The sequence below is a fragment of the Novosphingobium sp. BW1 genome (assembly GCF_008107685.1).
GTDB lineage: Bacteria > Pseudomonadota > Alphaproteobacteria > Sphingomonadales > Sphingomonadaceae > Novosphingobium.
The window spans coordinates 285,056-310,725 of record NZ_VIRF01000041.1 but is presented as its reverse complement, the minus strand read 5'-3'; the positions used below and the strand labels follow the sequence as shown (position 1 = coordinate 310,725).

General features: G+C 64.5%; 24 protein-coding genes, 1 other RNA gene and 2 pseudogenes. 17 read left to right on the top strand and 10 right to left on the bottom strand.

The window, feature by feature from the left end; all coding sequences use genetic code 11:
* Nucleotides 1–39 precede the first annotated feature (39 nt).
* The 6 genes from FMM79_RS03065 (at nucleotide 40) to mmsB (ending at nucleotide 6,132) form a co-directional block, all read left to right on the top strand.
* On the top strand, nucleotides 40–1,542 hold the full coding sequence (locus FMM79_RS03065) for a CoA-acylating methylmalonate-semialdehyde dehydrogenase (RefSeq protein WP_148625992.1): 1,503 nt from the start codon (nucleotides 40–42) through the stop codon (nucleotides 1,540–1,542).
* 239 nt (nucleotides 1,543–1,781) lie between these two features.
* Nucleotides 1,782–2,153, top strand: a complete 372-nt coding sequence (locus FMM79_RS03060; protein ID WP_240338940.1) for a hypothetical protein — start codon at nucleotides 1,782–1,784, stop codon at nucleotides 2,151–2,153.
* Between the two features lie 35 nt (nucleotides 2,154–2,188).
* Nucleotides 2,189–3,331, top strand: a complete 1,143-nt coding sequence (locus tag FMM79_RS03055) for an acyl-CoA dehydrogenase family protein (protein ID WP_148625990.1) — start codon at nucleotides 2,189–2,191, stop codon at nucleotides 3,329–3,331.
* Nucleotides 3,332–3,347: 16 nt separating this feature from the next.
* Nucleotides 3,348–4,391 (top strand): enoyl-CoA hydratase/isomerase family protein, encoded by a 1,044-nt coding sequence (locus FMM79_RS03050; RefSeq protein ID WP_148625988.1) that lies wholly within the window; start codon nucleotides 3,348–3,350, stop codon nucleotides 4,389–4,391.
* The gene (locus tag FMM79_RS03045) at nucleotides 4,388–5,179 is read left to right on the top strand and encodes an enoyl-CoA hydratase-related protein (protein WP_162853533.1); all 792 of its coding nucleotides are present in this window, start codon (nucleotides 4,388–4,390) and stop codon (nucleotides 5,177–5,179) included. Before FMM79_RS03050 ends, FMM79_RS03045 begins: the two co-directional genes overlap by 4 nt.
* The gene (mmsB, locus tag FMM79_RS03040; RefSeq protein ID WP_240338953.1) at nucleotides 5,164–6,132 is read left to right on the top strand and encodes a 3-hydroxyisobutyrate dehydrogenase; all 969 of its coding nucleotides are present in this window, start codon (nucleotides 5,164–5,166) and stop codon (nucleotides 6,130–6,132) included. Before FMM79_RS03045 ends, mmsB begins: the two co-directional genes overlap by 16 nt.
* A 277-nt stretch (nucleotides 6,133–6,409) precedes the next feature.
* On the opposite strand, the pseudogene FMM79_RS21725 reads toward mmsB, so the two are convergent.
* A pseudogene (locus FMM79_RS21725) lies at nucleotides 6,410–6,798 on the bottom strand (transposase).
* Nucleotides 6,799–7,050: 252 nt separating this feature from the next.
* On the opposite strand from FMM79_RS21725, the pseudogene FMM79_RS03030 reads away from it, so the two are divergent.
* A pseudogene (locus tag FMM79_RS03030) lies at nucleotides 7,051–7,372 on the top strand (transposase); the annotation flags it as partial.
* 247 nt (nucleotides 7,373–7,619) lie between these two features.
* Here FMM79_RS03030 and FMM79_RS03020 read toward each other — a convergent pair.
* The 4 genes from FMM79_RS03020 to FMM79_RS03005 are packed head-to-tail and all read right to left on the bottom strand — an operon-like array spanning nucleotide 7,620 to nucleotide 10,285.
* Entirely contained in the window at nucleotides 7,620–8,162 is a 543-nt protein-coding gene (locus FMM79_RS03020) for an NUDIX hydrolase (RefSeq protein WP_148625981.1), read from the bottom strand.
* On the bottom strand, nucleotides 8,159–8,845 hold the full coding sequence (locus FMM79_RS03015; protein WP_148625979.1) for a TPM domain-containing protein: 687 nt from the start codon (nucleotides 8,843–8,845) through the stop codon (nucleotides 8,159–8,161). Before FMM79_RS03015 ends, FMM79_RS03020 begins: the two co-directional genes overlap by 4 nt.
* Before the next feature lie 11 nt (nucleotides 8,846–8,856).
* The gene (locus FMM79_RS03010; protein ID WP_148625977.1) at nucleotides 8,857–9,675 is read right to left on the bottom strand and encodes a YgcG family protein; all 819 of its coding nucleotides are present in this window, start codon (nucleotides 9,673–9,675) and stop codon (nucleotides 8,857–8,859) included.
* Nucleotides 9,676–9,679: 4 nt separating this feature from the next.
* Nucleotides 9,680–10,285, bottom strand: a complete 606-nt coding sequence (locus FMM79_RS03005; RefSeq protein WP_148625975.1) for a LemA family protein — start codon at nucleotides 10,283–10,285, stop codon at nucleotides 9,680–9,682.
* 214 nt (nucleotides 10,286–10,499) lie between these two features.
* Between FMM79_RS03005 and mscL the strand changes: the two genes are divergently transcribed.
* Both mscL and ssrA read left to right on the top strand, forming a co-directional pair.
* On the top strand, nucleotides 10,500–10,985 hold the full coding sequence (mscL, locus tag FMM79_RS03000) for a large conductance mechanosensitive channel protein MscL (RefSeq protein ID WP_148625974.1): 486 nt from the start codon (nucleotides 10,500–10,502) through the stop codon (nucleotides 10,983–10,985).
* A gap of 5 nt (nucleotides 10,986–10,990) precedes the next feature.
* Nucleotides 10,991–11,406, top strand: a transfer-messenger RNA (tmRNA) gene (ssrA, locus tag FMM79_RS02995).
* A 48-nt stretch (nucleotides 11,407–11,454) separates the two neighbouring features.
* Here the strand turns inward: ssrA and FMM79_RS02990 are convergent.
* Entirely contained in the window at nucleotides 11,455–11,769 is a 315-nt protein-coding gene (locus FMM79_RS02990; protein WP_240338952.1) for a hypothetical protein, read from the bottom strand.
* A gap of 285 nt (nucleotides 11,770–12,054) precedes the next feature.
* Between FMM79_RS02990 and FMM79_RS02985 the strand changes: the two genes are divergently transcribed.
* From FMM79_RS02985 to FMM79_RS02975, 3 genes are all read left to right on the top strand, one after another.
* Nucleotides 12,055–14,172 carry a malate synthase G gene (locus FMM79_RS02985; protein WP_148625972.1) on the top strand — a complete coding sequence of 706 codons (2,118 nt, stop codon included), beginning with the start codon at nucleotides 12,055–12,057 and terminating at the stop codon, nucleotides 14,170–14,172.
* A gap of 111 nt (nucleotides 14,173–14,283) precedes the next feature.
* Nucleotides 14,284–15,522: a hypothetical protein gene (locus FMM79_RS02980; protein ID WP_148625970.1), complete on the top strand. Its 1,239-nt coding sequence runs from the start codon at nucleotides 14,284–14,286 to the stop codon at nucleotides 15,520–15,522.
* Nucleotides 15,523–15,624: 102 nt separating this feature from the next.
* Nucleotides 15,625–16,119 carry a PilZ domain-containing protein gene (locus FMM79_RS02975; RefSeq protein ID WP_148625967.1) on the top strand — a complete coding sequence of 165 codons (495 nt, stop codon included), beginning with the start codon at nucleotides 15,625–15,627 and terminating at the stop codon, nucleotides 16,117–16,119.
* Here FMM79_RS02975 and rsmA read toward each other — a convergent pair.
* The 4 genes from rsmA to FMM79_RS02955 form a co-directional block, all read right to left on the bottom strand.
* Nucleotides 16,101–16,934 carry a 16S rRNA (adenine(1518)-N(6)/adenine(1519)-N(6))-dimethyltransferase RsmA gene (gene rsmA / locus FMM79_RS02970; protein WP_148625965.1) on the bottom strand — a complete coding sequence of 278 codons (834 nt, stop codon included), beginning with the start codon at nucleotides 16,932–16,934 and terminating at the stop codon, nucleotides 16,101–16,103. The two genes, FMM79_RS02975 and rsmA, sit on opposite strands and share 19 nt — an antisense overlap.
* Before the next feature lie 13 nt (nucleotides 16,935–16,947).
* On the bottom strand, nucleotides 16,948–17,997 hold the full coding sequence (pdxA, locus tag FMM79_RS02965) for a 4-hydroxythreonine-4-phosphate dehydrogenase PdxA (protein ID WP_148625963.1): 1,050 nt from the start codon (nucleotides 17,995–17,997) through the stop codon (nucleotides 16,948–16,950).
* Nucleotides 17,998–18,020: 23 nt separating this feature from the next.
* Nucleotides 18,021–19,379: a peptidylprolyl isomerase gene (locus FMM79_RS02960; protein ID WP_148625961.1), complete on the bottom strand. Its 1,359-nt coding sequence runs from the start codon at nucleotides 19,377–19,379 to the stop codon at nucleotides 18,021–18,023.
* Nucleotides 19,380–19,617: 238 nt separating this feature from the next.
* Nucleotides 19,618–21,963 (bottom strand): LPS-assembly protein LptD, encoded by a 2,346-nt coding sequence (locus FMM79_RS02955; protein ID WP_148625959.1) that lies wholly within the window; start codon nucleotides 21,961–21,963, stop codon nucleotides 19,618–19,620.
* 128 nt (nucleotides 21,964–22,091) lie between these two features.
* Between FMM79_RS02955 and FMM79_RS02950 the strand changes: the two genes are divergently transcribed.
* The 5 genes from FMM79_RS02950 (at nucleotide 22,092) to ndk (ending at nucleotide 25,257) form a co-directional block, all read left to right on the top strand.
* A complete protein-coding gene (locus FMM79_RS02950; protein ID WP_148625957.1) occupies nucleotides 22,092–23,555 on the top strand; it encodes a leucyl aminopeptidase in 1,464 nt (487 codons plus the stop codon).
* Between the two features lie 22 nt (nucleotides 23,556–23,577).
* The gene (locus FMM79_RS02945) at nucleotides 23,578–24,027 is read left to right on the top strand and encodes a DNA polymerase III subunit chi (protein ID WP_148625955.1); all 450 of its coding nucleotides are present in this window, start codon (nucleotides 23,578–23,580) and stop codon (nucleotides 24,025–24,027) included.
* A gap of 80 nt (nucleotides 24,028–24,107) precedes the next feature.
* On the top strand, nucleotides 24,108–24,290 hold the full coding sequence (locus tag FMM79_RS02940) for a hypothetical protein (RefSeq protein WP_148625953.1): 183 nt from the start codon (nucleotides 24,108–24,110) through the stop codon (nucleotides 24,288–24,290).
* Nucleotides 24,291–24,394: 104 nt separating this feature from the next.
* Nucleotides 24,395–24,694: a helix-turn-helix domain-containing protein gene (locus FMM79_RS02935; RefSeq protein ID WP_240338939.1), complete on the top strand. Its 300-nt coding sequence runs from the start codon at nucleotides 24,395–24,397 to the stop codon at nucleotides 24,692–24,694.
* Nucleotides 24,695–24,834: 140 nt separating this feature from the next.
* The gene (gene ndk, locus FMM79_RS02930) at nucleotides 24,835–25,257 is read left to right on the top strand and encodes a nucleoside-diphosphate kinase (protein ID WP_148625952.1); all 423 of its coding nucleotides are present in this window, start codon (nucleotides 24,835–24,837) and stop codon (nucleotides 25,255–25,257) included.
* Nucleotides 25,258–25,670: the final 413 nt, after the last annotated feature.

Here is a 25,670-nt window from a genome sequence, read left to right as displayed (position 1 = left end):
CATCGAGCGCCACCCATGGCGATGACGAGAGGAAAGAGGATGCGACGGATCGAACACAGGATCGCAGGCGGAGCGGGCGGCGGCTTCGGAGCGCCCCGGACCGGGCCCGTGTACGATCCGAACCGCGGCGTGGTTCAGGCAGAAGTCGTTTTGGGAGATGATGCCGATCTGGACCGCGCCGTCGCGGCTGCGAAGGAAGCCCAGCCGGTCTGGGCCGCGCTCAATCCGCAAAAGCGGGCGCGCGTGATGTTCGCCTTCAAGCAGCTGATCGAGGCAAACATGCAGGAACTGGCCGAGCTCCTCTCCAGCGAGCACGGCAAGGTGGTCGAGGATGCAAAGGGCGATATCCAGCGCGGTCTTGAGGTGGTCGAATTCTGCTGCGGCACCCCGCAGGCGCTCAAGGGCGAATACAGCCTTGGAGCAGGGCCGGGCATCGATGTCTACGCGATGCGCCAGCCGCTGGGCGTGGGGGCGGGGATCACTCCGTTCAACTTCCCCGCGATGATCCCGATGTGGATGTTTGCGCCCGCCGTCGCTTGCGGGAACACCTTCATCCTCAAGCCATCCGAGCGCGACCCTTCGGTACCCAATCGCCTGTGCGAACTGCTGCGCGAGGCGGGAGCGCCCGACGGCGTGCTGCAGGTTGTGCATGGCGACAAGGTCATGGTCGATGCGATCCTCGATCACCCTGACATCGCGGCGGTCAGCTTCGTCGGGTCATCGGATATCGCGCACTATGTCTACAGCCGTGGAAGCGCTGCCGGTAAGCGGGTTCAGGCGATGGGCGGAGCGAAGAACCACGCTATCGTCATGCCCGATGCCGAGCTGGATCGCACAGTCAAGGACCTTGTCGGCGCGGCCTTCGGCTCGGCGGGCGAGCGCTGCATGGCGCTTCCCGTCGTGGTGCCCGTGGGCGAGGAAACCGCGGAGGCCCTGCGTGCCAAGCTGGTGCGCTCAATCGCGAGGCTTAAGGTCGGCATCTCGACCGATCCCGAGGCGCAGTACGGGCCCGTCGTCACCGCGCAGCACAAGGCGCGGATCGAGGACTGGATTGCAACCGGCATCAAGGAAGGGGCTGAACTGGTCACGGACGGACGCGGCTTCACGCTCCAGGGCTATGAGGAGGGTTATTTCCTTGGGCCTACGCTGTTCGACCGGGTGACGCCCGAGATGTCGGCCTACAAGGAGGAGATATTCGGGCCGGTGCTCCAGATCGTGCGCGCGCAAAGTTTCGAGGAGGCGCTCGCGCTTCCTTCGCGCCACCAGTATGGCAACGGCGTGTCCATTTTTACGCGCGACGGCCATGCTGCTCGCGAATTTGCCGCCCGCGTCGAAGTCGGCATGGTTGGTATCAACGTGCCCATTCCGGTGCCGGTTTCCTACCATAGCTTCGGCGGCTGGAAGCGCTCGGCCTTTGGCGATCACAACCAGTATGGGATGGAAGGGCTGCGGTTCTGGACCAAGACCAAGCTTGTCAACCAGCGCTGGCCTGATGGCGGTGGGGCGGGCGACAGCGCCTTCATCATCCCGACGATGGCCTGAGGCCTGGACTTGGAAAGTCGCCGGTCGCGCAGCAAGAAGGAACACGAACGGGTGAACGGGGGTTCTTGTCGCATGTCATCTCGTCGGCCGCTCCGGCCGGCCCAGCCTTGCAGGAGTGCTCCAAGATGTGTCGCGGCCTCGTTCTCACTTTTCCTCTCATGGCGCTGCTTGCGGCCTGCTCGTCCGAACCCGAACCGCAAGAGGCGTCCAGCGAAGTCGCGTCGATCGGGGATGGAGGGATGAGGGAACCTGCGCTACCCGAACCCACGGCCTCGGCGACCGACCTCGTCGACACCAACTCGATCCCGCCGATGCTGCGTGGGCGCTGGGGCTTGGTGAAGCTGGATTGCACCGGCGATCCGGCCGCGGCCAAGGGGCTGATGAAGGTCGGCGCGAAGGACCTGGAATTCTACGAATCGATGGCGGATATGGGCGAGATCGAGTCCATCGCGGAGAATGAAGTGACAGGTGCCTTCGCCTTCGAGGGCGAGGGGGAGACCTGGGACCTCGATGTCACCTTGCGTTCGCCCGATGGGGGCGCCACCCTCGTGCGCACCGACAAGGGCGCGGACGCCGCGCCTGAACAGCTGACCTACACCAAGTGTCCATAAGAGGCACCAGATCCATGAGAGAGTCCTGAACGAAAATGACCGATTCCTTTGCCTTCAGCGAGGACCAGGTCGCGATCCGCGATATGGCCGCGAAGTTCACCGCCGAGAAGATCACCCCGTTCGCGGCCGAGTGGGACGAAAGTGCCCATTACCCTGTCGACGTCTGGAAGGCAGCCGGCGAGCAGGGTTTCGGAGCGATCTATGTCTCGGAAGAAGGTGGGGGCATTGGCCTTGGCCGTCTGGAGGCTGCCCTCATCATGGAGGCCATGGCCTATGGGTGCCCGGCGACGAGCGCCTATATCTCGATCCACAACATGGCGACCTGGATGCTCGACAGCTTCGGTGATGCTGCGCTCAAGGAACGCTACTTGCCCCGCCTGGTCGCAATGGAGGCGATTGCCTCCTACTGCCTCACCGAACCTTCCTCGGGTTCGGACGCAGCCGCGCTCAAGACGACCGCGCGGCGTGAGGGCGAGGACTATATCCTTAACGGCACCAAGCAGTTCATTTCCGGTGGGGGGGTAAACGATATCTACCTCGTCATGGCGCGCACGGGAGAGCACAAGACGCGCGGGATCTCCTGCTTCCTTCTGGAAAAGGGCATGGAGGGCCTCTCCTTCGGTGCGCCCGAGAAGAAGCTGGGCTGGAACGCCTCGCCCACCGCCCAGGTGATCCTCGACGATTGCCGGGTGTCCGCCGCCAACCGCGTGGGCGCGCAAGGCGATGGCTTCAAGTTCGCCATGGCCGGGCTCGATGGTGGTCGTCTCAACATCGGCGCCTGTTCGCTCGGCGGTGCGCAGCGCTGTCTTGATGAAGCGATTGCCTACGTGAAGGACCGAAAGCAGTTCGACCAGCCGCTCGCTACGTTCCAGAATACGCAGTTCCAGCTTGCCGAGATGGCGACCGAACTCGAAGCCGCGCGCGCGCTCCTCTATCTTGCGGCGGCCAAGGTCACGGCCGGGGCGCCCGACAAGACCCGCTTTGCGGCCATGGCCAAGATGATGGCGACCGACACGGGCTCCTCGGTGGTTGACCGGGCGCTCCAGCTTTTCGGTGGCTACGGCTACTTGCGCGATTATCCCATCGAGCGATTCTGGCGGGATCTGCGCGTCCATCGCATCCTCGAGGGGACGAACGAGGTCATGCGCATGATTATCGGTCGCGACCTCCTGAACTAGGCGTTAGGGTGATGAAATGACTGATGAAGTGCTGACCCGGCGCGAGGGTGCTGCCGCCATTATCTCGCTCAACCGTCCCAAGGCCATTCACGCCCTGACGACGGCGATGTGCGAGACCATGATCGAGGCCCTCCAGGCCTTTGCTCAGGATGACAGTGTGGGCGTTGTCATCATTGAGCACGCCGAAGGTCGGGGGTTCTGCGCCGGCGGCGACATCAACCTCCTGCGCCGCTCTGCGCTGGAGGATGGCGGCATTTCGGGCCGCCGCTTCTTCCTTCATGAATACCGCCTCAATCACCTGTTGTTTACGTACGCCAAGCCGGTCGTTGCCTTCATGGACGGGATAACGATGGGCGGGGGCGTGGGTCTCGCACAGCCTGCGACCTACCGCGTGGCGACCGAGAACACGCGCTTTGCAATGCCCGAGACTGGCATCGGTCTTTTCCCAGATGTCGGCGGGGGGTGGTACCTCTCACGACTGCCGGGGCGGATCGGCCACTTCTTGGCGCTGGCCGGCGCGCGGTTTGACGGGGCGGAGTGCCTCCACACCGGCCTTGCCACGCATTATCTGCCCGTTTCGGCGCAGGGTGAGGCCAAGCGCCGGATCGGCGAGGGTGAGGGGATCGAGAGCGTGCTCTCGGACCTGGCCGAGGTGCCGCCAGAAGCCAAGGTCGCAGCTAATGAGGCGCAGATTGCCCGGCACTTCGCCTTCGACACGCTTGAGGAAATTCTCGCCTCGCTCGAAGCTGACGACAGCGATTGGGCTGCGAAGGAATTGGCCACACTGCGCACCAAGAGCCCGCAGGCCTGCAAGGTTGCGCTGCGTGAACTCGCCGAGTCCCTGACGCTGGAGAGCTTCGCTGACGAGATGGCGATGGAATACCGGATCGCCGCACGAGTGCTGGTCCTGCCCGACTTTGCCGAGGGCGTGCGTGCGGTCATCGTCGACAAGGACAATGCGCCGGCCTGGAACCCGGCCACGCCCAAAGGCGTGACAGATGCGGCCATCGCGGCCATCTTCGCGCCGCTTGCCCCAACCGAGGAATGGAATCCCCTATGACCGAGCCCACCTACGAAACCCTCCTGGTCGAGACCCGGGGCGCCGTCACGCTGATCACGCTCAACCGTCCCAAGGCCCTGAACGCGCTCAATTCGACCGTGATGACCGAGATGGTGGCTGCGATGGCCGCGTTCGAGGCAGACCCCACGCAAGGCTGCGCGGTGGTGACGGGCTGGGGCGAAAAGGCCTTTGCCGCTGGCGCCGACATCAAGGAGATGGCGACCAAGTCCGGTGCGGAATTCTTCTCGGAAGACTTCTTCTCCGAGTGGACGAGCAAGGTCGTCAAGGCGACCCGCAAGCCCTGGATCGCGGCTGTCAACGGCTTCGCGCTGGGCGGAGGCTGCGAGGTCGCGATGATGGCTGACTTCATCATCGCCTCGCAGAACGCGCAGTTCGGACAGCCCGAGATTACGCTTGGCGTCATTCCGGGCATGGGCGGCTCGCAACGCCTCGCGCGCGCGGTGGGCAAGTCCAAGGCCATGGACCTGTGCCTGACGGGCCGGATGATGGATGCCGAGGAGGCCGAGCGCGCGGGCCTCGTTGCGCGCATCGTGCCCGCCGAGCAGCTCCTCGACGAGGCGGTGAAGGCGGCCGAGAAGATCGCCTCGCTGCCTCCGCTCGCGGTCAAGGCGAACAAGGAAGCGGTGAACGTCGCCTTTGAAACCACGCTCGATGCCGGGCTCCTGATGGAGCGCCGCATCTTCCAGGTCGTCGCGGGCACCGAGGACAAGGCCGAGGGTATGGCTGCCTTCGTCGAGAAGCGCCCCGGGGTCTGGAAAGGCAAGTAAGGTCCGGCCACCAGGCGGCTAGGGTCGGGAAGTTCACCGGGAGACGGCGAAGACGTCGCCCCCGAAGACGGGAGAGTTGTGCAATGAACATCGCCTTCATCGGGCTTGGCAACATGGGTGGCGGGATGGCCGCGAACCTGGTCAAGGCGGGGCATGCGGTCCGCGCCTTCGACCTGTCGGCCGAGGCATTGGCCCGCGCTGCCGAACACGGCTGCACGCCATGCGCGAGCGTGGAAGAGGCCGTCGCGGGGGCCGAGGCTGTTCTCTCGATGCTGCCCAACGGGGCCATTGTGAAGGCGGTGCTGACGCAGGAGGTGCTCGGGGTGGCGCCCAGAGGCGCGGTGCTGATCGACTGTTCGACCATTGATCTGGAGACCGCGCGCGAAGTCACGGTACTGGCTCGCGAGGCGGGCTACCCGATGGTCGATGCGCCCGTTTCCGGTGGAATCGCGGCGGCCAGTGCGGGAACGCTGACTTTCATGGTCGGCGGTTCGGACGAGGCTTTCGCGCGCGCCGGGCCGGCGCTTGAGCCCATGGCCAAGGCCGTAATCCGTGCGGGTGAAAGTGGCGCGGGGCAGATTGCCAAGATGTGCAACAATATGCTGCTTGCAGTGCATATGATCGGCACCTGCGAGGCGCTCAAGCTGGCCGAAAAGGCCGGTCTCGATCCGCAGACCTTCTACGATATTTCGTCCAGATCAACGGGCTGTTGCTGGTCTCTCAACGATTATACGCCGATGGCGGGGGTGGGCGCGGCAAGTCCGGCTGACAACGATTATGCGGGCGGTTTCGCCGCGGCGCTCATGCTCAAGGACCTGAAGCTGGCGATGGCCGGAGCCAAAGGGGCCGGCGCCAGAGTTCCCATGGCCGAGCACGCCAAGGCGATCTATGAGGCATTTGTCGAGAGTGGCGGCGGGGGCAAGGACTTCGGGGCGATCCTGACGACGCTCTAAAGCGGTTTTCGACCGCTTTGAAGCGTTGGGCGGATTCCCCTCGAAGCTGGATTCTGATTCATATATGGACGCCCCCTTGGCAAGGGCATTGTTGGCGGGACGGGTTTGACCGGTTGTTTTCATCTGTCCGGCCAGTTTATGCGGCATTTGTACTGCCGCTGGCCCTGATCGAAATCCGCCGGTGAGGTCCCTAAACACGCTCCCGCGCCTTGAAGCGCAGTGAATTAGACGGGCTGGTCTCACCATTGGCTCGATCGTTACTCATCATGGAGTGTCATTACCATTTGGGGTGACCTGGCGTGATCAGGTCAGATCGGCGTAGGGGTGATAGGCCTCCTTGCGGGTCGACACGACCCAAACGATCCGGGCGAGTTTGTTGGCAGGGGCCAACGAGACGAGCCGGAAGATCCTTTCTCGGCAAGCTTCCTGATCCAATTCGCCATCGGCGTAGGTATTGATCGCCCTGCCTGGAGATGTCGCCAAGTCTGGTTTTGCCGCCAGTCGAATGCTGCTGTGGTTTCAGCCCAGCCATGCTGCGAACTGTCGGGCCGAGGAGACCTGCTCCGCATCGGTCACGGTTGCAGCAATGGCCGTCGCCGTAATGACCCCGACTTCTGGGATCACCGCAAGCCTGCGACGGGCTTCGCGTTCGGCGTGCCAAGCCATGCGTTGTTGGTCGAGCACAGCAACCTCGCCACTTACCGCCATGATCTGGCGGATCAGTATCTCGATCGCCGTTCGAGCTCGGGACGCTGCACTGCTTCGCAGATCGCCTTGGCATCAAGCGCGTCGCTCTTGCCGCGTTTCCCAAAGGCCTTGCCATAAGATGGCGAGATCAGGCGGATCTCGCGCCCCATCGCGAAACGCGTGCGGGCTCAATAGAATGCCGCTCCGCAAGCCTCCACCGCGATCAGGCAAGGCGGCAGCTTCGAAGCCTGCGTGGCGCAGGTCCTCGCGCCCGAATTGCCGCTCGGCGACGTCGTCATCATGGACAATCTGTCGGGCCACAAACGCCCTGCGGTGCGTGACAGGATCGAGGCAGCAGGGGCAACACTGCGCTTCCTGCCGCCGCGAGTTCAACCCGATCAAGAAGGCCTTCTCCCGCCTCGAGGCTGTGCTCTGAAAAGCAGGCGAGCGCACCGTGAATGGCTTGTGGGGCCTCTTCGGCAAACTCGCCGAGAGTTTCCAGCCCGTTGAACGCGCCAACTACGTCCACTCATGTGGCTATGACCCAGACTGATCGAAAACCGCTCTAAGTTTCGGCATCCTCGCGCCGGGCTGCCGTTGCATCGCGCCGCCGAACAATCTCGAAAGCAGGCAGCTTCATTCTCTTGGTTCGCCCGGTCAGGTGAAAGTCCCCGCACAGTTCGCAGCGGTAGGGGCGCAAGGGGAAGGGCGCCCTTTCGGCCACGCGCAGGGCCTCTTCCTCATTCGCAAAGCGCTTCTTGCGCTGGCATATGCCCGGCCGGGTGCGCATGCTAAGCGTGTCAGCGCAGGAGCGCAGGGCCAAGCAGCGCAAGCATCTTCACATCCATCGCGTAGTCCTTCGCGCGAAAGTGGGCGATGACCTCGCCAATCCGAGACAGGGGCACGCGGTGAACCACGATGTTTTCATCGTCCACGCCGCCGCCCTCGCTGACCTTGACAAGATTGCGGGCGCGAAAGAGCGTGAAGCTCTCGCTCACCATGCCCGGTGAGGAAAAGAACTCGCCCATGTTCTCCATGCTCCCGGCGCGGTAGCCGGTCTCTTCCTCCAGCTCGCGGGTTGCGGCGTGGACGGGATCTTCGCCTTCGGTGCTGGTCTCATCACCGACCAGCCCGGCAGGGAGTTCCAAGCATCGGCGTTGGAGCGGCACGCGATACTGGTCGACAAGGATGACGTGGTCGTCCTCATCAATGGCCAGGATCACCGCGGCCTTGATGCCGCGCGCACGGCCCACGAATTCCCAGCGCCCCCGGGTCTTGGCGGTGATGTAGTCGCCTTGCCATTTGATTTCCTCAGGAGCATTCGCGTCGGGGGGAAGAGTCATACTTCGATCAGCCTGTCAGGTAGTTCATTGATCTCATCGTCGGCGCGCGGGAAGTGGGGCGCAACAATGGCGCCCACCTTGAGAACAGCGGCGCACATGCCATCGGCAACGCGGCCCTCGCGCACATGCTCCAGCATGGCCTGCATGGCATCGCCCCAGACCTCGGGGTCGACCTTGGTGGCGATGGCCTGATCGGCGACGATCTCGGCGCGGTGTTCGCGCATGGAGAGGTAGATGAGGACGCCGGTGCGCCCCACGGTGCGCTGTTCGGCGCCGACGCGGAAGGCGCGCACCGCGCGCTCGTGGACGCGGGCGGTCTTCACCGGGCCGGGGATCACCGCAAACTTGAGCGGCGTCCACAGCTGGAGGAGGTAGGCACCTGCAAACTTGAGCGTGGCAAAGCCTGCGGCCAGACCCACGATCGCGCGCGGCGTCCATTCGTGGCCCCAGTCGGCGAGCGCCCAGTCGTAGAGCCCCATGTAAAACTCGGGGAACAGGGTAAGGGCGGCCAGAGCCAGCAGCGCCAGCCCTGCGCACCACGTCAGCGCGACATCGGTGTAGCCGTCCGAGCGATCCGCGAGAATCGTGACGATCTCGCCCGCGCTTTGCAGTTCGGCCTTGGACACCGCCGCGCTGATCTGCGCGTGATCGGCCTCGGTGAGATAGGTGGGAGCAGGTTTCATTGTCGTGTCTCCTACCAGCTGCCGCTCGCGCCGCCACCGCCGAAGCCGCCGCCGCCGCCGGAAAATCCGCCGCCGCCAAAGCCGCCTCCACCACCGAAGCCGCCACCGCCGCCCCAGTGATCGTCATCATCGCCCCAGCCTCCGCCGGGGATCCAGATGAAACCCGGACCGCTCGACCGGCGCCGTCCGCGCCCGCCCCGGGCCTCGTTGACCATAGGCGCGACCACGAAGAAGAGGACGAGGAGAATGAAGAAAACAGTGCCGGCCGAGATGCCGCTGCCGCCCTCGCGCGCCTGTTGGTCGGCCTGTTCGGCCAGTTTGCGCGCCTCTTCGGGCGGGAGCATGATGAGCTTGGCAATGGCCGCCGTTCCTGCCGCAATCCCGCCGGGGTAGTCCCCCTTCTTGAAGGCTGGCAGGATGTTCTCGTCGATGATGAGGCGGCTCATGCCGTCGGTCAGGATCGGTTCCAGGCCATAGCCGACTTCGATGCGGACCTTGCGCTCATTGGGCGCGACGATGAGGAGGGCGCCATTGTTCGTCTCCTTCTGGCCGATCCCCCAGGTACGGCCCAGCTGGTAGCCATAGTCAGCGATGTCGTAGCCGTCGAGATCGGGAATCGTGGCGACGACAAGCTGCCGACCGGACTGCTTCTCCAGCGCGGCAAGCTGCTGGCTGAGTTGTGCCTCCTGGGCATCGGGAATAATCCCGGCCTGGTCGACGACACGGCCCGTAAGCTTGGGGAACTGCGGTGCGGCCTGCGCCCCTTGCGCAAGCACGAGGGTGCACAGGGCCAGCGCAAGCGCGGCGAAAACCTGCCGGAGACGGGTCACCGGATCAGAGCTTGCCTTCGAGGGAAGGGGCTACGTCCGCGTTGGGCGTGGTTGCCTTGTAGGGGACCAGCGGATCTGCGCCGCGCAGCTGCGCGCCGATCATCGAGGGGAAGGTGCGCACCTCGGTGTTGTAGTCCTGAACGGCTGCGTTGTAGTCGCGGATCGAGACCGCGATGCGGTTCTCGGTGCCTTCAAGCTGGCTTTGCAGCATACGGTAGTTCTCGTTCGACTTGATGTCGGGATAGGCCTCGAAGCTGGCCATAAGACGGCCCAGACCTGCCGAGAGCTGGCTCTGGGCCTGCGAGAACTGCTCCATCTTGGCGGGATCGCCCAGGTCGTCACCGCTGATTTGGATCGAGGTCGCCTTGGCACGCGCTTCGGTGACACCGGTGAGGATTTCCTTCTCCTGCTCGGCCGCGCCCCTGGCTACGGCGGCGAGGTTGGGGACCAGGTTGGCGCGGCGCTGGAAGTTGGCTTCCACGTCGGCCCACTTGGCCTTGGCCGCTTCCTGCTTGGTGGGCACCGAATTGAAGCCGCAGGCCGCGAGTGAGAGCGCCATGAGACCAACGAGCAGGGTACGTCCCTTGCGGGCCGCGTTCGACAGGGTCATTGGGGTGTTTCCTCCACTTGAAGTCCTCGCGCGGGAAGGCGAAAACTCTCCACGATCCCACCAAGATAGCGTTCCCCCGTGATGGTTCAACCGCAGGCGGGAGGGCTGTGAGCAACAAATCGCAGGGCTGTGCGTTGCTGCAGGCCAACAATCCTTTGTGCCGGTCGGCACTCTGTGCATAGTCGCTCCAGAATGTTCACTATGGGGCAAAGGCATGACAGTCTTCGAAGAATTCAAGAAGTTCATTTCGCGCGGCAACGTGCTCGACCTGGCGGTCGGCGTGATGATTGGCGCCGCGTTCGGCAAGATCGTGACCTCGCTCACTGAAAACGTCATCATGCCCGTCATCGGGGCGCTGATGGGCGATCTCGATTTTTCCAAGTATTTCATTCTTTTGGGAGATATTCCTGCGGATTATACCGGCGCACTGACCGACTACACCGCGCTCAAGGCCGCGGGCGTCGCGATGCTCGGGTATGGCGTGTTTATCACGCAGATCATCAACTTCCTTATCATCGCCGCGGTGCTCTTCATGCTCGTGCGTACGATCAACAAGGTGATTGACGAGATGGAAGCCAAGAAGAAAGAGGCTGAGGTCACCGCTGAGGCGCCAGCTGTTCCCACCGATCCCCAGCTCGACACGCTGCGCGAGATTCTCGAGGAACTGCGCAAGTCAGGGAAGGCGCCTCCGATGGCGTGACACATGCCCTTCACATTCCGGGAAAAGGCTCTATATGGGCAGTTGTCGGTTTCGGCCGACTATGACGATAAAGTGTACCGTGCAATAGGCACAGCGGACCCGGGGGCGGTACCCGGCGGCTCCACCATCACCCGTCCTGCAGCTTCTTGCGAAGGTCAGGGCAACCCTGTTGTCGCAGGGGTGTTGACGGGGCCGAACTAGGATCGACGTGTGTTGAAAAGCGGTGTTTTCGTCCGGGCTGAGTAACCCGTTAAAGGCTCAAAACTCATAAGTGCCAACGACAACGAAGCACTCGCTCTCGCCGCGTAATTCTAGGGGCTAACGCCCTGAAGTTACAAAGCTAAAGCGCGGTTGGACCCACCGGGCAACAGAAGCGGATTCCAGGGGCCCGGGGTGAGCCTGGCAACAGAATCACCCCACCGTCTCCCTATCCAGCATTAGTGATCCAGACGGCGTCCGCGCGGGGCCGTCAGGCTGCTTCGCGCTCGGCCGCTCCCGCGTTCTCGTTGGGCGCTTTGAAGTGGGCTTGTGCGCACGTCCTTGCGCTAGTTGCGCGCCGGGCCAGCACGGCAGCCTTTTCATACTTGATGCAATCGAGGATCTTGGCCCCGGCCATGAAAACCGCGCCGGTGCAGGCAAGGAAAAGCAACTCTCCGCCGGTACCTGGAAACTGCGTCAGATAGGCCTGCCCACGTTGCACCGCACCGGTCGCCAAAGCGTAGATGATCATGTACGCTTCCCAATGGGTCTTGATGACGAACAGGCGGGCGACTTTTCGAAGCATTTCCATCCTCTTGGCGCTGCTCCTGTCAAGCAAGGGGCGTGCCAGTGCCGCCATCCCGGGGGAGTCGATCACTAACAGCTCCTTACTTGTAAGGCATACCGACGCCCGGTGTAATACGAGGCTACACCGTTTCCGATGGAACGTGCGGGCCTTGCGTCTTGCCGAGACTTGCGCATCGCGCGAATTTGCGACATAAAGCACTCAATCCTCCCCAGGACATACATGGTACTGTCTGAAGTGCGCCCGGCTCAGTTGGAGGTCGCGCGCATCATGGTGTGAGGATTTATGACCAAGAGGATCGAACGCTGCGGCATTCGCGTCGATGCGGCTCTCGCGCAGTTCATCGAGAGCGATGTTCTGCCCCCGATCGGCCAGGACGCGGATGCGTTCTGGAGTGGCTTTGCCGCACTCGTGGGCGAATACGCGCCGCGTAACTGCGCGCTGCTTCAAACCCGTGAGGATCTGCAGGCGGCCATCGATGCCTGGCATGGAGAGCGTGCAGGCCAGCCGCTTGATGCGCAGGCCTACGAGGCGTTCCTGCGTGAAATCGGCTACCTCGTCCCCGAGCCGGGGGACTTCACCATCACCACGAAGAACGTCGATCCAGAGATTGCGACGATGGCCGGGCCTCAGCTGGTCGTGCCCGTTCTCAACGCGCGTTTCCTCTTGAACGCAGCCAATGCACGCCGGGGCAGCCTCTACGATGCGTTCTATGGCACCGATGCCCTTGACGCGCCGTCCGCGCAGGGCCCGGACTATGACGCGCAGCGCGGGGCGGCTGTAATCGCGGCCGGACGCGAATTCCTGGACCGTGCGATCCCGCTGGCACGCGGCTCCTGGGCCGACCTGGGCGATGTTGCGGAGCGCGAACTTGCCGACGATACCCAGTATCTGGGCGAGACGGAAAAGGGCCTGGTCTTCATCAACAACGGCCTCACCATCGAGCTTGTCTTCGATAGCCAAAGCCCGGTAGGCCAAGGGGATCGCATGGGCCTGTCCGACATTGTGCTCGAGGCCGCGCTTACGACGATCGTTGATCTGGAGGATTCGGTTGCGGCGGTTGATGCCGAGGACAAGATCGCGGCCTACGCGAACTGGCTGGGCGTTATCCGCGGTGATCTGTCCGACACCTTCGAGAAGGGCGGAAAGACGCAGACTCGCACGCTTGCTTCCGACACGCAGATGGTTACGCGTAAAGGAGAACGCACCGCGCTTCCCGGCCGCTCCCTGCTGTTCGTTCGCAACGTTGGGCATCTGATGACCAATCCGGCGGTCCTCATGCCCGACGGCAGCGAGATCCCGGAAGGTATTCTCGATGCCGTCGTGACCAGCGCGATCTCGACGCTGGACGTGAAGGGGCTGACGAGGCACGGAAACAGCCGCAAGGGCTCGATTTACATCGTGAAGCCGAAGATGCACGGGCCCGAGGAATGCGCCTTCACCAATGATCTGTTCAACGCGGTGGAGGATCTCCTTGGTCTTGATCGTCACACCATCAAGGTTGGCGTCATGGACGAGGAGCGTCGCACCTCGGCGAACCTCGCGGCCTGCATCGCGGCGGTGAAGGAGCGTGTCGTATTCATCAACACCGGCTTCCTCGACCGCACGGGCGACGAGATCCACACTTCGATGCGGGCCGGGCCGATGATCCGCAAGGCCGACATCAAGGGCTCGAACTGGATTGCCGCCTACGAGACGCGCAACGTCGCGATCGGCCTCAGGCATGGCCTGTCCGGCATCGCGCAGATCGGCAAGGGCATGTGGGCTGCACCTGACAGGATGCACGACATGCTCGCGCAGAAGATCGGCCACCCGCGAACGGGTGCGAACACCGCGTGGGTTCCCTCGCCGACCGCGGCGACGCTCCATGCCATGCACTACCACCAGGTCGACGTCTTCGGACTGCGCGAGGAGATTGCGCAAGAGGCGATCCCGGGGCTTGATCAGTTGCTCCAGATCCCGCTTGCAAACGGGGCCAACTGGTCGCCGCAGGAGATTCGCGAGGAACTGGACAACAACGCACAAGGCCTGCTTGGCTATGTTGTGCGCTGGATCGACCAGGGCGTCGGTTGCTCCAAGGTTCCCGACATCAATGACGTGGGCCTGATGGAAGACCGCGCGACTTTGCGTATTTCCAGCCAGCACATGGCCAACTGGCTGCTGCACGGGGTGTGCACCCGCGAACAGGTCCTGGATTCGTTGCAGCGCATGGCGGCCAAGGTCGATGCGCAGAACGCAGGCGATCCCGTCTACGAGCCGATGCATGGCAACCGGGAGCGCAGCCTTGCCTTCCAGGCGGCGTGCGACCTTGTGTTCAAGGGTGCCGAGCAGCCGAGTGGATACACCGAGCCCTTGCTGCATGCCTGGCGCCTCAAGAAGAAGTCGCCGCTCCTGGCGGCCTGATCTCTGTGTGGGCCTGGCCCTGGCCGCATGGCAGGGCTAGGCGCGGCGCCTCATGAAAGGTATCTTCCCGCGCACAAGGCCCGTCAAGGGCTGCTGCCGGGAAGATATTTCATGGCTCTACGACGTTTTTGTCGCCTGTCGCTCGGCGTGTTGCTGGGAAGCGTGGCTCTTTGCGCAGGCGGTGCGGTTTCGGGGCAAGGCGATCCTGAAGTCGCGCTGGTTGCGGTCGAGAGCGAGCACCTGTCTACGTCCGTCCCGATGCCGCGCTTCAAGGCGGATGCGAGCTGGCCGCGGCTTCCGGCCGATACCATCCTGGGGCAAATACCCGGCCTCTCGGTCGGGCCCGACGACAGCGTGTGGATCGTCCAGCGGCCCAATTCGCTCGACGTGCACGAGGCGGGGCTGGCCGCCGATCCACCTACGACGCTCGGTTGCTGTCGCCCCGCGCCCCACGTCATCAACTTCGCGCCAGATGGCAGGATACGCCGGGCCTGGGGCGGGGAAAGTCACGCACCCGAAATCGGGGGGACCTCGCAGTGGCCAGCCAATGTCCATGGGCTCTTTGCCGCGCGCGACGGCACGGTCTGGATCGGCGGTAATGGGAAGGACGATCACGTCGTCCTCCAATTCACCGCCGAGGGACGGTTTCTTCGGCAGTTCGGCCAGCGCGGGAAAAGCGCAGGCAACGAGAGTTCGCGCTATCTGGGCAATCCGTCGGATGTCTTCGCCGATGCGGACAGCGTGCTGGTGTCCGATGGTTATATCAATAAGCGGATCGTGCAGCTGAGGCAGAAGGACCTGTCGTTCCTGCGGCTCTGGGGCGCTTATGGCGCCAAGCCCGGGGGCGAAACGCGCGCGCAGCCTTTCGACCAGAGCCAGGCCGCCAGTACCGGCGATGGGGGCGCTGATCCTGCCTCGCGCTCCTTCGGCGATATCGTGCATTGCGTGGAGAGGGGGCCGGAGGGGCACATCTACGTCTGCGACCGGCGCAACAACCGCATTCAGGTCTTTCGGGAAACACAGGGTGAGGGGGATCTATCGGGCGGGGTGGAGTTTGTCCGCGACATCGTCATCGCGCCGGGTACCGGAGGGCTGCGCTCGGCCTCGGACGTCGCGTTTTCACCCGACGGGACCTATATGTACGTCGCCGATATGGCCAATGCGAAGGTCTGGATACTGGGGCGCGAGAGCGGGGAGTTGATCGGGAATTTCGGCCGGGTCGGGCGCTATCCGGGCCAGTTCTTTTGGCTTCACTCGGTCGCGGTCGACAGCCGCGGCAATGTCTATACAACCGAGGTTGGAACCGGGCGCAGGGTGCAGAAATTCGTGCAGGTTGGTCTGATCCGATAGTTCAGTTTTTATGTAGGTTTACGTTTTTTAATCTGCAGGATAGCATTTTCTGGTAGATTGGCGGGCAGACGCAGCTGGCGCGTTACGCAAAAGGGTCTTGCCATGCCGTTTCACAAACAGCGTCGCGAAGAGCGGATCGACGTGGCTCTGGAAGCCATTCTCGAGGTTGGTGATCGCGACATCTCCGTGACCCTGGTGAATGCCGCGTCGGGGGGCGTCCTCGCTCTCCTCGATACGCCGCCTCCGCGCGGTACGGCGGTTTCCCTGCGGGTGGCCGGGCGGCATCTTGATGGGCAGGTACGCTGGCGCGGGGCGGATCGCTGCGGTATCGCGTTTCGCGAGCCGATCGATGTTGCGGCCTTGCAGGCGGGGCGCTTGCTGCGTGCCGGTCCACTGCCGATGGCGCATCCCGGCGACAGTTATCGTGGCCCTCGGGGTTTCTTACGCACTATCCTTGACGACGCCCCACCATCGGGGCGCGTTCTCAATTTAGCGTTCCTCGTTCTGGCATTGCTGTGCACGCTGCTGGCGATCTCGCGTCTGAGCACGCCGCCCGTCACGGGCTTGCAGACGGTCTCTTACGCCCCTTTCGACTGATCCAGTGTGTGGGCAATAGCCACGAACTCGGCGACCGTGAGCGTTTCTGCGCGGCGCTGGGGATCGATGCCGATCTCCTCGAGCGCGGCGAGCGCGCCGGGCAAGCCCTTCAGGCTCTGCCGCAGCATCTTGCGGCGCTGCCCAAAGGCGGCCTCTGTCACGCGTTCGAGCAGGCGCATCGAGACGCCTTCTGGCGCCTCGCCGGGCACCACGTGCACGATGGCGGACATGACCTTGGGCGGCGGCGTGAACGCGCTGCGGTGGACCTTCAGCGCCAGTTTTGCCTTCGCACGCCACTGCGCAAGCACAGCGAGGCGTCCATACGCTGAGGTGTTGGTCTGCGCGACGATGCGCCGGGCGACCTCTTCCTGGAACATGAGCGTGAGCGAACGCCACTGCGGCGGCCATTCCTCGCCTGAAAGCCAGCCCGTGAACAGCGCTGTACCCACGTTGTAGGGCAGGTTTGCGACGATGTGGTAGGGCCCGTCGAAGAGCGTGGCGGGCGCGATCTTCATCGCATCGCCCTCAATGACCTTGAGCTTTCCGGGAAAGGCGGCTTCCACTTCGGCCAGTGCGGGCAGGCAGCGCCGGTCCATCTCGATCGCGGTAACCTCGGCTCCTGCGCGCAGAAGTGCACGGGTCAGGCCGCCGGGGCCCGGGCCGACCTCGAGCACCTTCTCACCCTCGAGCGATCCGGGAATGGCGGCAATGCGGTCGAGCAGCTGCTCGTCGAAGAGGAAATTCTGGCCCAGCGCCTTCGAGGCAGAGAGGCCGTGGCGGGCGATGACCTCGCGCAAAGGGGGAAGCGTGCTCATGGCAGGGGATCGCTCATGGAAGAAGGCCCGCAGTGCGGCGGGCGGCGCAGTCGCCGGCCATGCGCAGCGCCGCGATCATGGCGCCGGGGCTCGCGATGTTGCGCCCCGCGATGCCGAAAGCGGTGCCGTGGTCGGGCGAGGTGCGGATGATGGGAAGGCCGAGCGTCACGTTGACGCCCGCGTCGAAGTCGAGCGTCTTGATCGGGATCAGCGCCTGGTCGTGGTACATGCACAAGGCCACGTCGTAGCTCCCACGTTCGTGCGCGGCGAACAGCGCGTCGGCCGGGTGCGGGCCGGTGACGGCCAGTCCCTCGGCCTGGAGCTGGGCAATTGCGGGCGCGATGACCTGGATTTCCTCCTTGCCCATGCGCCCGCCTTCGCCCGCATGCGGGTTGAGCCCGGTGATGGCAATACGCGGCGCTGCAAGGCCGAAGTCGCGCACCAGCGCGCGCGCAACGATGCGGGCCTTGTGGGTGATAAGGTCCGGTGTGATCAGCGCGGGAACGCGGGCAAGCGGCTCATGCACGGTCAGCGGCACGGTGCGCAAGTTGGGCCCGGCCAGCATCATCACGGCATCGTTGGGGCCAAGCGCGCACGCCTCGGCCAGGAACTCGGTCTGCCCGGGATGGGCGAACCCGACGGTCGCAAGGCGCGCCTTGGCGATCGGGCCGGTGACGACCGCGCCTGCCGCGCCGGTGCGGGCAAGGTCGGTCGCCTCGGTCAGCGAATAAAGGGCAAGACGTGCGCCGGCCTCGTCGGGCTCGCCGAACCGGGGCGCGCAGTCGGCTTCGCCCAGGACGGGCAATGCCTCTTCGAAGATCTCGAGCGCTTCGGCTGGACGCTCGATCTGGCGCACCGGCAGGGCATGTCCGCGCGAGGCTGCGGCCATGCCCAGCGTCAGTGCGCCGCCAACCGCGAAGAAGGGCGAGAGGCCCGCCTCGCGGCGCTGCAGCCAAGCCTCGACGATCAGTTCGGGGGCGATCCCCGCCGGATCGCCGAGCGAGACAGCGACAGGCGCTGCGCTTGGCCTGGTCACGGTCGGAGCGGGGGCAGGGCTGTCCATCGGCTCAGCGTTTCGGCCTTGCGTCAGTTGTACTCGATGACGGCATCGCGGCGAAGGTCGCGCAGGTACATCTGCGCGCGCTTGTTGATGCGTTCGTCTTCCATCTGCGCCATGAGCTGGTCGAAGTTGGGACCGCTGCTGGTCTGGGGATCGTCGCGGCCGCACAGCATGAGCATGCGCACGCCGTCTTCGAGCGAGCCGAACGGGGGCAGGCTTTCACCCGGCGACAGCTGGAGGATCGCCGACTGGATCTGGGCGGGCAGATCGCGCGCCTTGACCTGGTCGTTGGTCACGACCTGCGCGCCGATGGTAGCGGCGACTTCCTCGACGTTGCCGCAGCCCTTGGCGCTCTGGATCGTCTTGGCGAACTCCTCGGCACGCTGGCCGGCCTGGGCCTCGGTGGTGCCCTTGGGGAAGGTGATCGAGATCTGCTTGAGCGAAAGGATCGCATCGCGCGGATCTGCGGTCAGGACCTGGCGCTTGTCGATGAGGTAGAGGATGTCGAAGCCGCCGGGAACCTCGACCGGGCCGACGAGCTGGCCGGGCTGCATCTCACGCGCGACAGTGGCAAGCTCGGCAGGAAGCTGCGCGAGGCGAATCCAGCCAAGGTCACCGCCGACCGCGGCGGTCGAGGCCTGCGAGTACTGGCGCGCATAGGCGACGAAGCTTCCGCCCTCGCGGATCTGCTGCACGATCTGCGAGGCGTTGTTGTAGACCTGCTCGCGCGCTTCGGCAGGAGCGGCAAGGTAGATCTCGCCGATGCGGTATTCCTCGGTGCCCTTGGAGGCTTCGAGGCGCTGGATCGTCTCGTTCACCTCATCCTCGGAGACGTTGATGAAGGGGGCGATGTTGCGCTGGAGCAGGCGCTGCCACGACATTTCGCCGCGGATCTGGCGCTTGAGCGATTCGGCCGAGGAGCCGATGCGCTTGAGGTAGGCGTCCATCGCCGAGGTGTCCTGGTCGAAGTTCTGCGCTGCGACGCGGGCGTAGGACTGGTCGATCTCGGCCTGGGCGACCTCGACCTCGTTGGCCTCGGCTTCCTGGATCTGGAGCGTTTCGTCGATGAGGTTGCGCAGGACCTGGAGGCGCAGGCGCTTCTGGTCTTCCGCGCTCAGTTCGTTCTGATTGGCCGCGAGGATCAGCGCGAGGCGCTGGTCAACGTCGGTGCCGGTGATGACGTCACCGTTCACCACCGCGGTTGCCTTGCGCACATTGGGGTTGTCGTTGCCGAAAATCTTGACGTCGTCGGGGATGACGATCGCGCCCTGGGGGGCGGACTGCGCGCTCGCAGCGCCCGTGCCCAGCACGCCCGCAAGGACGGCGAGCGAGGCAACGCCGGCCAGAGTGCGCTTCAGGAACCTGTTGCGATTGACTGCTACCACCGTGATTTCAATCCCGTATTCGGCCGCCCCCGAAGGGTGGCTCCGCCCAAGGCGGAAAAATGTGTCGTCCGCTTGCTGAGTGCGGACATGGATGCGTCTACCTGCCGCAAAACGGCTTAACGCAAGCTGTCGCGGCGGGGCTTATCGGAAAATGCGCTCACCCGATAGCGGCTTTGTGGACCGCTGCCAACGCCGGGCGTGGCAGGCGGCCCGCGCAGGACCGTTCAATGCTGGCCCCTCAATGCAGGCCAATGTTCTTGAGGCTGAAGCTGATCAGGAACGAGTTGCCGCGACGGGCGTCGCCGTTCGAGACATAATCGCGCCGCCAGGTGAAGCCGACGCGCAGGCAGTCGTCCTCGTAGGAGGCGCCGAAGCGGGTGCGCAGGGGCTGGAAGCCGTCTGACCCCGAAACGGGATCCTCACTGGCATCGGTCAGGTTGATGACGGCCGAGCCGAACAGCGACCAATGGCGGGCGAAGGCAACGCGGCCCGCGGCGCGAAGCTCCTGTCGGTCACGAAGGTCTTCCACGCGGCCCAGCTCGGAATCGTCAGGCAGGTCTACGGCGTAGATGTTGCGGTTGAGGTCGGTGTAGCCGACTTCGAGATACGTTTTGGAATTGCCGATCACGGCATCGATCTCGTTGCGGCGCACCGCCAGGCTGGATTTGTCGAGGCGGAAGCGGTGAATGAGCCGCACGAAGTTGCGATAGCGCAGTTCGGTGCGGCCCACGATATCCGAGAAGGTGCCGGTGAAGCCGGTGCCGTCAGGGGCGATGTTGTCATCGCCCGACATACGGATGCTCTGGCCGATCTGCGAAGTGATGCGCCAGCGCGAGCGTTCGAACCGCCAGTCCAGACCATAGGTCATGCGCGTGCCGTCCTCTATCCGGTCATAGCCGGGGAAGCGGTTAAGCGCGAAGAGGTTGCTCGTCTCCAGCTCGATCGCGCGCGCATCTTCGTTGGGGATGGCGAGATTGCGCGTGTCGGGTGCGGCGACGAACTGGACACGCGGGGTCAGGACCTGGTGGCCGCCGAAGACTTCACCAACCATCGGCCATTCCACATCCAGCGCGGCCAGGGCCACGCCGCGAGTCTGCCAGCCCGGGTCGCCGCGGTAGAGAAGGGTGTTCGTCCCGTAGTTTTCGTCGGAATGGTAGATGTCGCCGCGCACGAGCCCGGTCGCGGTGACGACCTGGCCCATTCCGGTGATTTCGCGGCGCGACCACTGCGCGCTGGCAAAGGCGCGCTGGGTGTCCTGCCCAGCGGTGCGGGTGAGCGCGAGGGCGTTGAGCTGGGTCTCGATGCGTCCGCCTGCCACCGGGTCCGTGAAGCGGCGGCGGTAGTCGATAGCCGGCAGCGCAATCGGGATCTGGCCTTGGTCGCGGGTCGATTGCATGGTCTGTGTGGCATAGCCGGCAATCGAGAGGTAGCTCTTCGCGTCGATCCGTTCGAGCTCGACGAGCGAGCGCAAACGGTCATCGCGGCTGATGTCGTAGCGGCGCAGGAACGTGCGGTCGGTCGCGCGGCGCAGGAACCCGGTCACGCTCCAGTGCTCGCTCAGCTGGAACTTGCCGTTGGCCTCGACGTAGCCACGGAACGCGCTGCTGCCGGTCGGGCTGCCGTTCGAGCCATAGATCGGGATGCGTTCGCTCGAGGTCGCGTAGCCGGTGATCTGGTAGGCGCCCTTGTCGGTCAGCGCGCGGTATTCGACCGAGCCCATCGGAGCGGATTCGGTGAAGAGGTGCAGTGTCCCCGTGATGTCGCGGTTCTTGTCGATCTTCCAGTAGTAGGGAATGCCGACTTCGATGCCGTTGGAAGGCGAGGAGCGCAGGTCCGGGATGAGGAAGCCCGAAACCGCATCGCCGTCGGTGCTGATGGTGAGGCCCAGCAGCGGCAATTGCACCGTGCCAAACAGTTCGAGGCGCGCATCGCTGAAGCGCACGCGCTGTTCGGCCTCGGAATAGGTTACGCTCTTGGCAACGACTTTCCAGGTCGGCTCCTTGGGGCAATCGCCGCGGCCCACGACCGAGCAGCCGGTGTAGGCGGCATGGTTCAGGATGACATCGCCGTTGCCCAGGCGCTGGCCGTCCTTGGCGGCAAGGCGTCCACCCTCGCGCAGGACCAGCAGCAGGTTTTCCAGCATGCCGGTCTTCAATTCGTCGGTGAGTTCGACCTCGTCGCTAAAGACCTGGTTGCCGCGTTCGTCGACGAGGCGCACGTTGCCGTTCGCCAGGATCTTGCCGCTGGTGCGGTTCCAGGTGACCGAATCGGCGCGGACCGATTGCCCGTCGCGGCGCAGCACGACGTTGCCGCTGGCGGTCACGCTCTCGCCGTTCTCGTCGTATTCCACAATATCGGCTTCGAAGGCGACCGGGACCGCCTCTTCGGTCGCGGGCGCGGGTTCGGGGGGCGCCTCGGTGATCGGGGCCGTTCCCGGCGTGCGGGTCAAGTCCTGCGCTGCGGCGCTTGCAGGCAGAAACGCAGCGGCTCCCCCCGTGGCAAGGGCAAGCGTGAGAGCGTTCAGCGAAACAGGTCGCAAGCGGGAGAAAATGGCTTGCAGGGGAGACGATGCGGCTGGGAGCATGGCTTGCCTATCGCACCGCCTGTGCCTAACTGCAATCCATGCTTGCGGTGAAGCGCACAGCCCTGCTGCTCATCCGGCGCCGGGGCAGTGCGCTTCACCTGCAAAAAGGTACGAGTTCAGGAGAATTCATGAATATCCAGTTTCTTGACGCGGCGTCCCCCTCCAGCGCGCGTCTCGTTGTCCGCTTTGTAAACCAGGACGCAGTACCCGCCGATCTCGAGCCGGTGCTGGCAGAAGGTGCAAAGCTCTCGCGCTTTGCGGGCAAGCCGGGCCAGGTCTTCGACGGGTTCGTGGAACGTGGCGGCGCAACCGTGCGTGCGGTTCTGGCCGGGATCGGTGGTCCCGATGCCGCCGACCGCAGCGCCGCGATCGAGCGTGCCGCGGCAGCCGTGACGGCGAGGTTTCTGACCTCGGGCGAGGAGGCGATCGCCTTTGATCTGACCGGCGCAGGGTTCTCCGCTGAGGATGCCGTGGCGGCCTTGACAGGCGCCAAGCTGCGGTCGTGGACCTGGACCAAGTACCGCACCACTCTCAAGGACGAGCAGAAGGTCAGCCTGACCTCGCTCGACCTTGTTGGCGCACCTGAGGGAGCCGAAGCGCTCTGGGCCGTGGAAAAGGGCGTGGCCGAGGGCGTGGCCTTCACCCGTGAACTGGTAACCGAGCCGGCCAACACGATCTACCCCGAAAGTTTTGTCGAGCGTTGCCAGGCGCGCATGGAGGGCAGCGGCCTCGTCATCCGTGTTCTGGACGATGCCGAGATGGCCGAGCTGGGCATGGGCGCTCTTCTCGGCGTCGCGCAGGGCTCGGTGCGCCCCGCGCGCCTGCTCGTCATGGAGTGGAATGGCGGCGCCGAGGGCGACAAGCCGGTGGCCTTCGTGGGCAAGGGCGTGACCTTCGATACGGGGGGCATCAGCCTCAAGCAGCCCGGCGGAATGGAAGACATGAAGTGGGACATGGGCGGCGCCGGTGCGGTCGCGGGTGCCATGCTCGCGCTCGCCAAGCGCAAGGCCAAGGCCAACGTGGTCGGCCTGTGCGGCCTGGTCGAGAACATGCCCGACGGTAATGCGCAGCGTCCCGGTGACGTGGTCACCACGATGTCGGGCCAGACCGTCGAGGTCATCAACACCGACGCCGAAGGCCGTCTGGTCATGTGCGATGTCCTGACTTACGCGCAGCAGACCTACGACCCTGTCCGCATCCTCGACGTGGCGACGCTGACCGGCGCGATCCTGATCTCGCTTGCCCATGAATACGCAGGCCTTTTCAGCAATGACGACGATCTTGCGGCGGATCTCGACGCGGCGGGCGCGGCCTCGGGCGACAAGGTGTGGCGCATGCCGATGGGCGCGGCCTACGACAAGCAGCTCGACAGCGCGATTGCCGACATGAAGAACGTGGGCACGCGTTTCGGGGGTTCGATCACCGCTGCGCAGTACCTGCAGCGCTTCATCGACAAGGGGCGTCCTTGGGCGCACCTCGACATTGCGGGCATGGCCTGGGCGGACAAGCCCGGCGCTACCTGGGGCAAGGGCGCGACGGGCTACGGCGTGCGCCTGCTCGACCGCCTTATCCGCGACACGGCGGAAGGCTGAGACAGGGCAGGGGGCGGGGCCGATGCGCGTGATGTTCTACCAGCTCAGCCGTGACCCCGCCCACGCCGTGGTCCCGCTTCTGGCGAAGAAATCGCTGGAGGCGGGCGCGCGCGTTCTCGTTGTCTCGGGAGAGGAACGCCAGCGCGCGGAAATCTCGCGTGGGCTCTGGACGCTTTCCCCGCAGAGCTTCCTGGCCAATGGCGAAGCGAGCGAACCTCACGCTGAGCGCCAGCCCATCCTGCTGTCGGGCGAGGTCGCTCCTGCCAACGGCGCACGCTTCCTGTTCCTCGCCGACGGTCACTGGCGTGAAGGTGCAGGGGTGGCCCCCTTCGAGCGCGTCTTCTATCTGTTCGACAACGATACCGTTGAGGAGGCCCGGCAGGTCTGGAAGGACCTGCGCGGGCGTGAGGGCGTGACCAAGGAATACTGGGCGCAGGAAGACGGACGCTGGGCAAAGAAGGCATCCGAATAGTTCGGTTTAGACCCCGGTCTTGACGCGAGCGGACGGTCCTGATCTGCTGCACTGACTGGATAGGCTGGGGGCTAATAGGCATGATCAGAACGGCTTCAACAGGCTTCTCGCTGGGGGTCGTGGGTGGTCTCGTTGTCGGCGTGATCATCGACAATATCGCTCTGGGCCTTCTTCTCGGGCTGATGCTTGGTGCGGGAGGTGCGAAGCTTGGCAAGGCGGGCGAGGACGGCGCTGATCAGGATAGCGGCACGCCCGCCGATTGACATTGGCGCAGCCGGTGCCCACAGGCTCTCGCGCGCTTGGCTGGCCTTCGGGTCCAATTCCCGCGCGGCGAACTTCCCAGCGCGGCGACAAGGGCCTCGATTTCATGACATCCCAGGAACAGCTTACCCTTTTTACCCGCGCGGTTGAGGCGCTTGGCGGTGTGCGCGCCGTCGCGCAGATTCTGGGGTGCTCGGAGCGCAGCGTGGGCCGTCTGCTCACCGGAGAGATGGCGCTGCACGAAGGCTGGCTGCGCGGGGTGTCCAGCGCGCTGCTGGAACATGCCGTGCTGTGCCGCAAGCTGGAGCGCACTCTCTCGCCCGACTTTCCTTCGAACCTTCTCGCAGGCCAGGCGCGACCGGCGGGCGGCGGACGCCATGAGAACGGCTCTCTGGACGCTGACTGAGCGGATTGAGCAGTTCCTTGCGCGCTACACGGAGGTGGCGCGAATAGGGCGCTTGGACGAACCTGTTCTTGCGAATGCTTGCGAAGCGGGCTAGTGGCGCGCGCAAGAGTTCCCCCGTTCACTTTTCAAGGACAGATCCCATGGCGGTTACCCGCACGTTCTCGATCATCAAGCCCGACGCTACCCGCCGCAACCTCACCGGCGCGATCACCAAGATGCTCGAAGATGCCGGACTGCGCGTCGTTGCTTCGAAGCGCATCCAGATGACCAAGGAACAGGCCGAGGGCTTCTACGCGGTCCACGCCGAGCGTCCGTTTTTCAACGACCTCGTCTCGTTCATGATCTCGGGTCCCGTGGTCGTGCAGGTTCTTGAAGGCGAAGACGCCGTGAAGGCCAACCGCGACGTGATGGGCGCTACCAACCCGGCCGACGCCGCCGATGGCACCATCCGCAAGACCTTCGCCGAATCGATCGAAGCCAACTCGGCGCACGGTTCGGACTCGGACGAGAATGCCGCGATCGAAATCGCCTACTTCTTCAAGCCCGAAGAAATCGTCGGCTGATTGAGCAGGGGCGCAGGCCAGCGGCCAGCGTCCCGCCCCATCTCATTGCGGTTGAAAAAGGGGCTGCTCGCAAGGGCGGCCCCTTTTTTGCGGGCATGCGCCGAGCGGGCAGGTGAACAAGTTTTCACTTCGCGTTGCGAACGGGGGCTGAGATGCAAAAGGGGGACAAGAAGGTGGCCTGCAGATGCAGGCCGGATGGGGCATCAATGCACGTAAAGACGTTCCTGAGTGTAGGTTTTCTGTCGTTCCTGGCCTCTTTCGCCTTTTCGCATCTGGCCCAAGCTGGCGCAAAGGGGGATGAAGAGGCGCGCCAGAGGGTGGCCGCACAAGAGCGGCAACTGGCCACCAGAGGCCACCAGGGCCATGCGATCCTGCCGTAAGTGGGCGCAGGGCGTCGCGATGCCGCGCCCTGA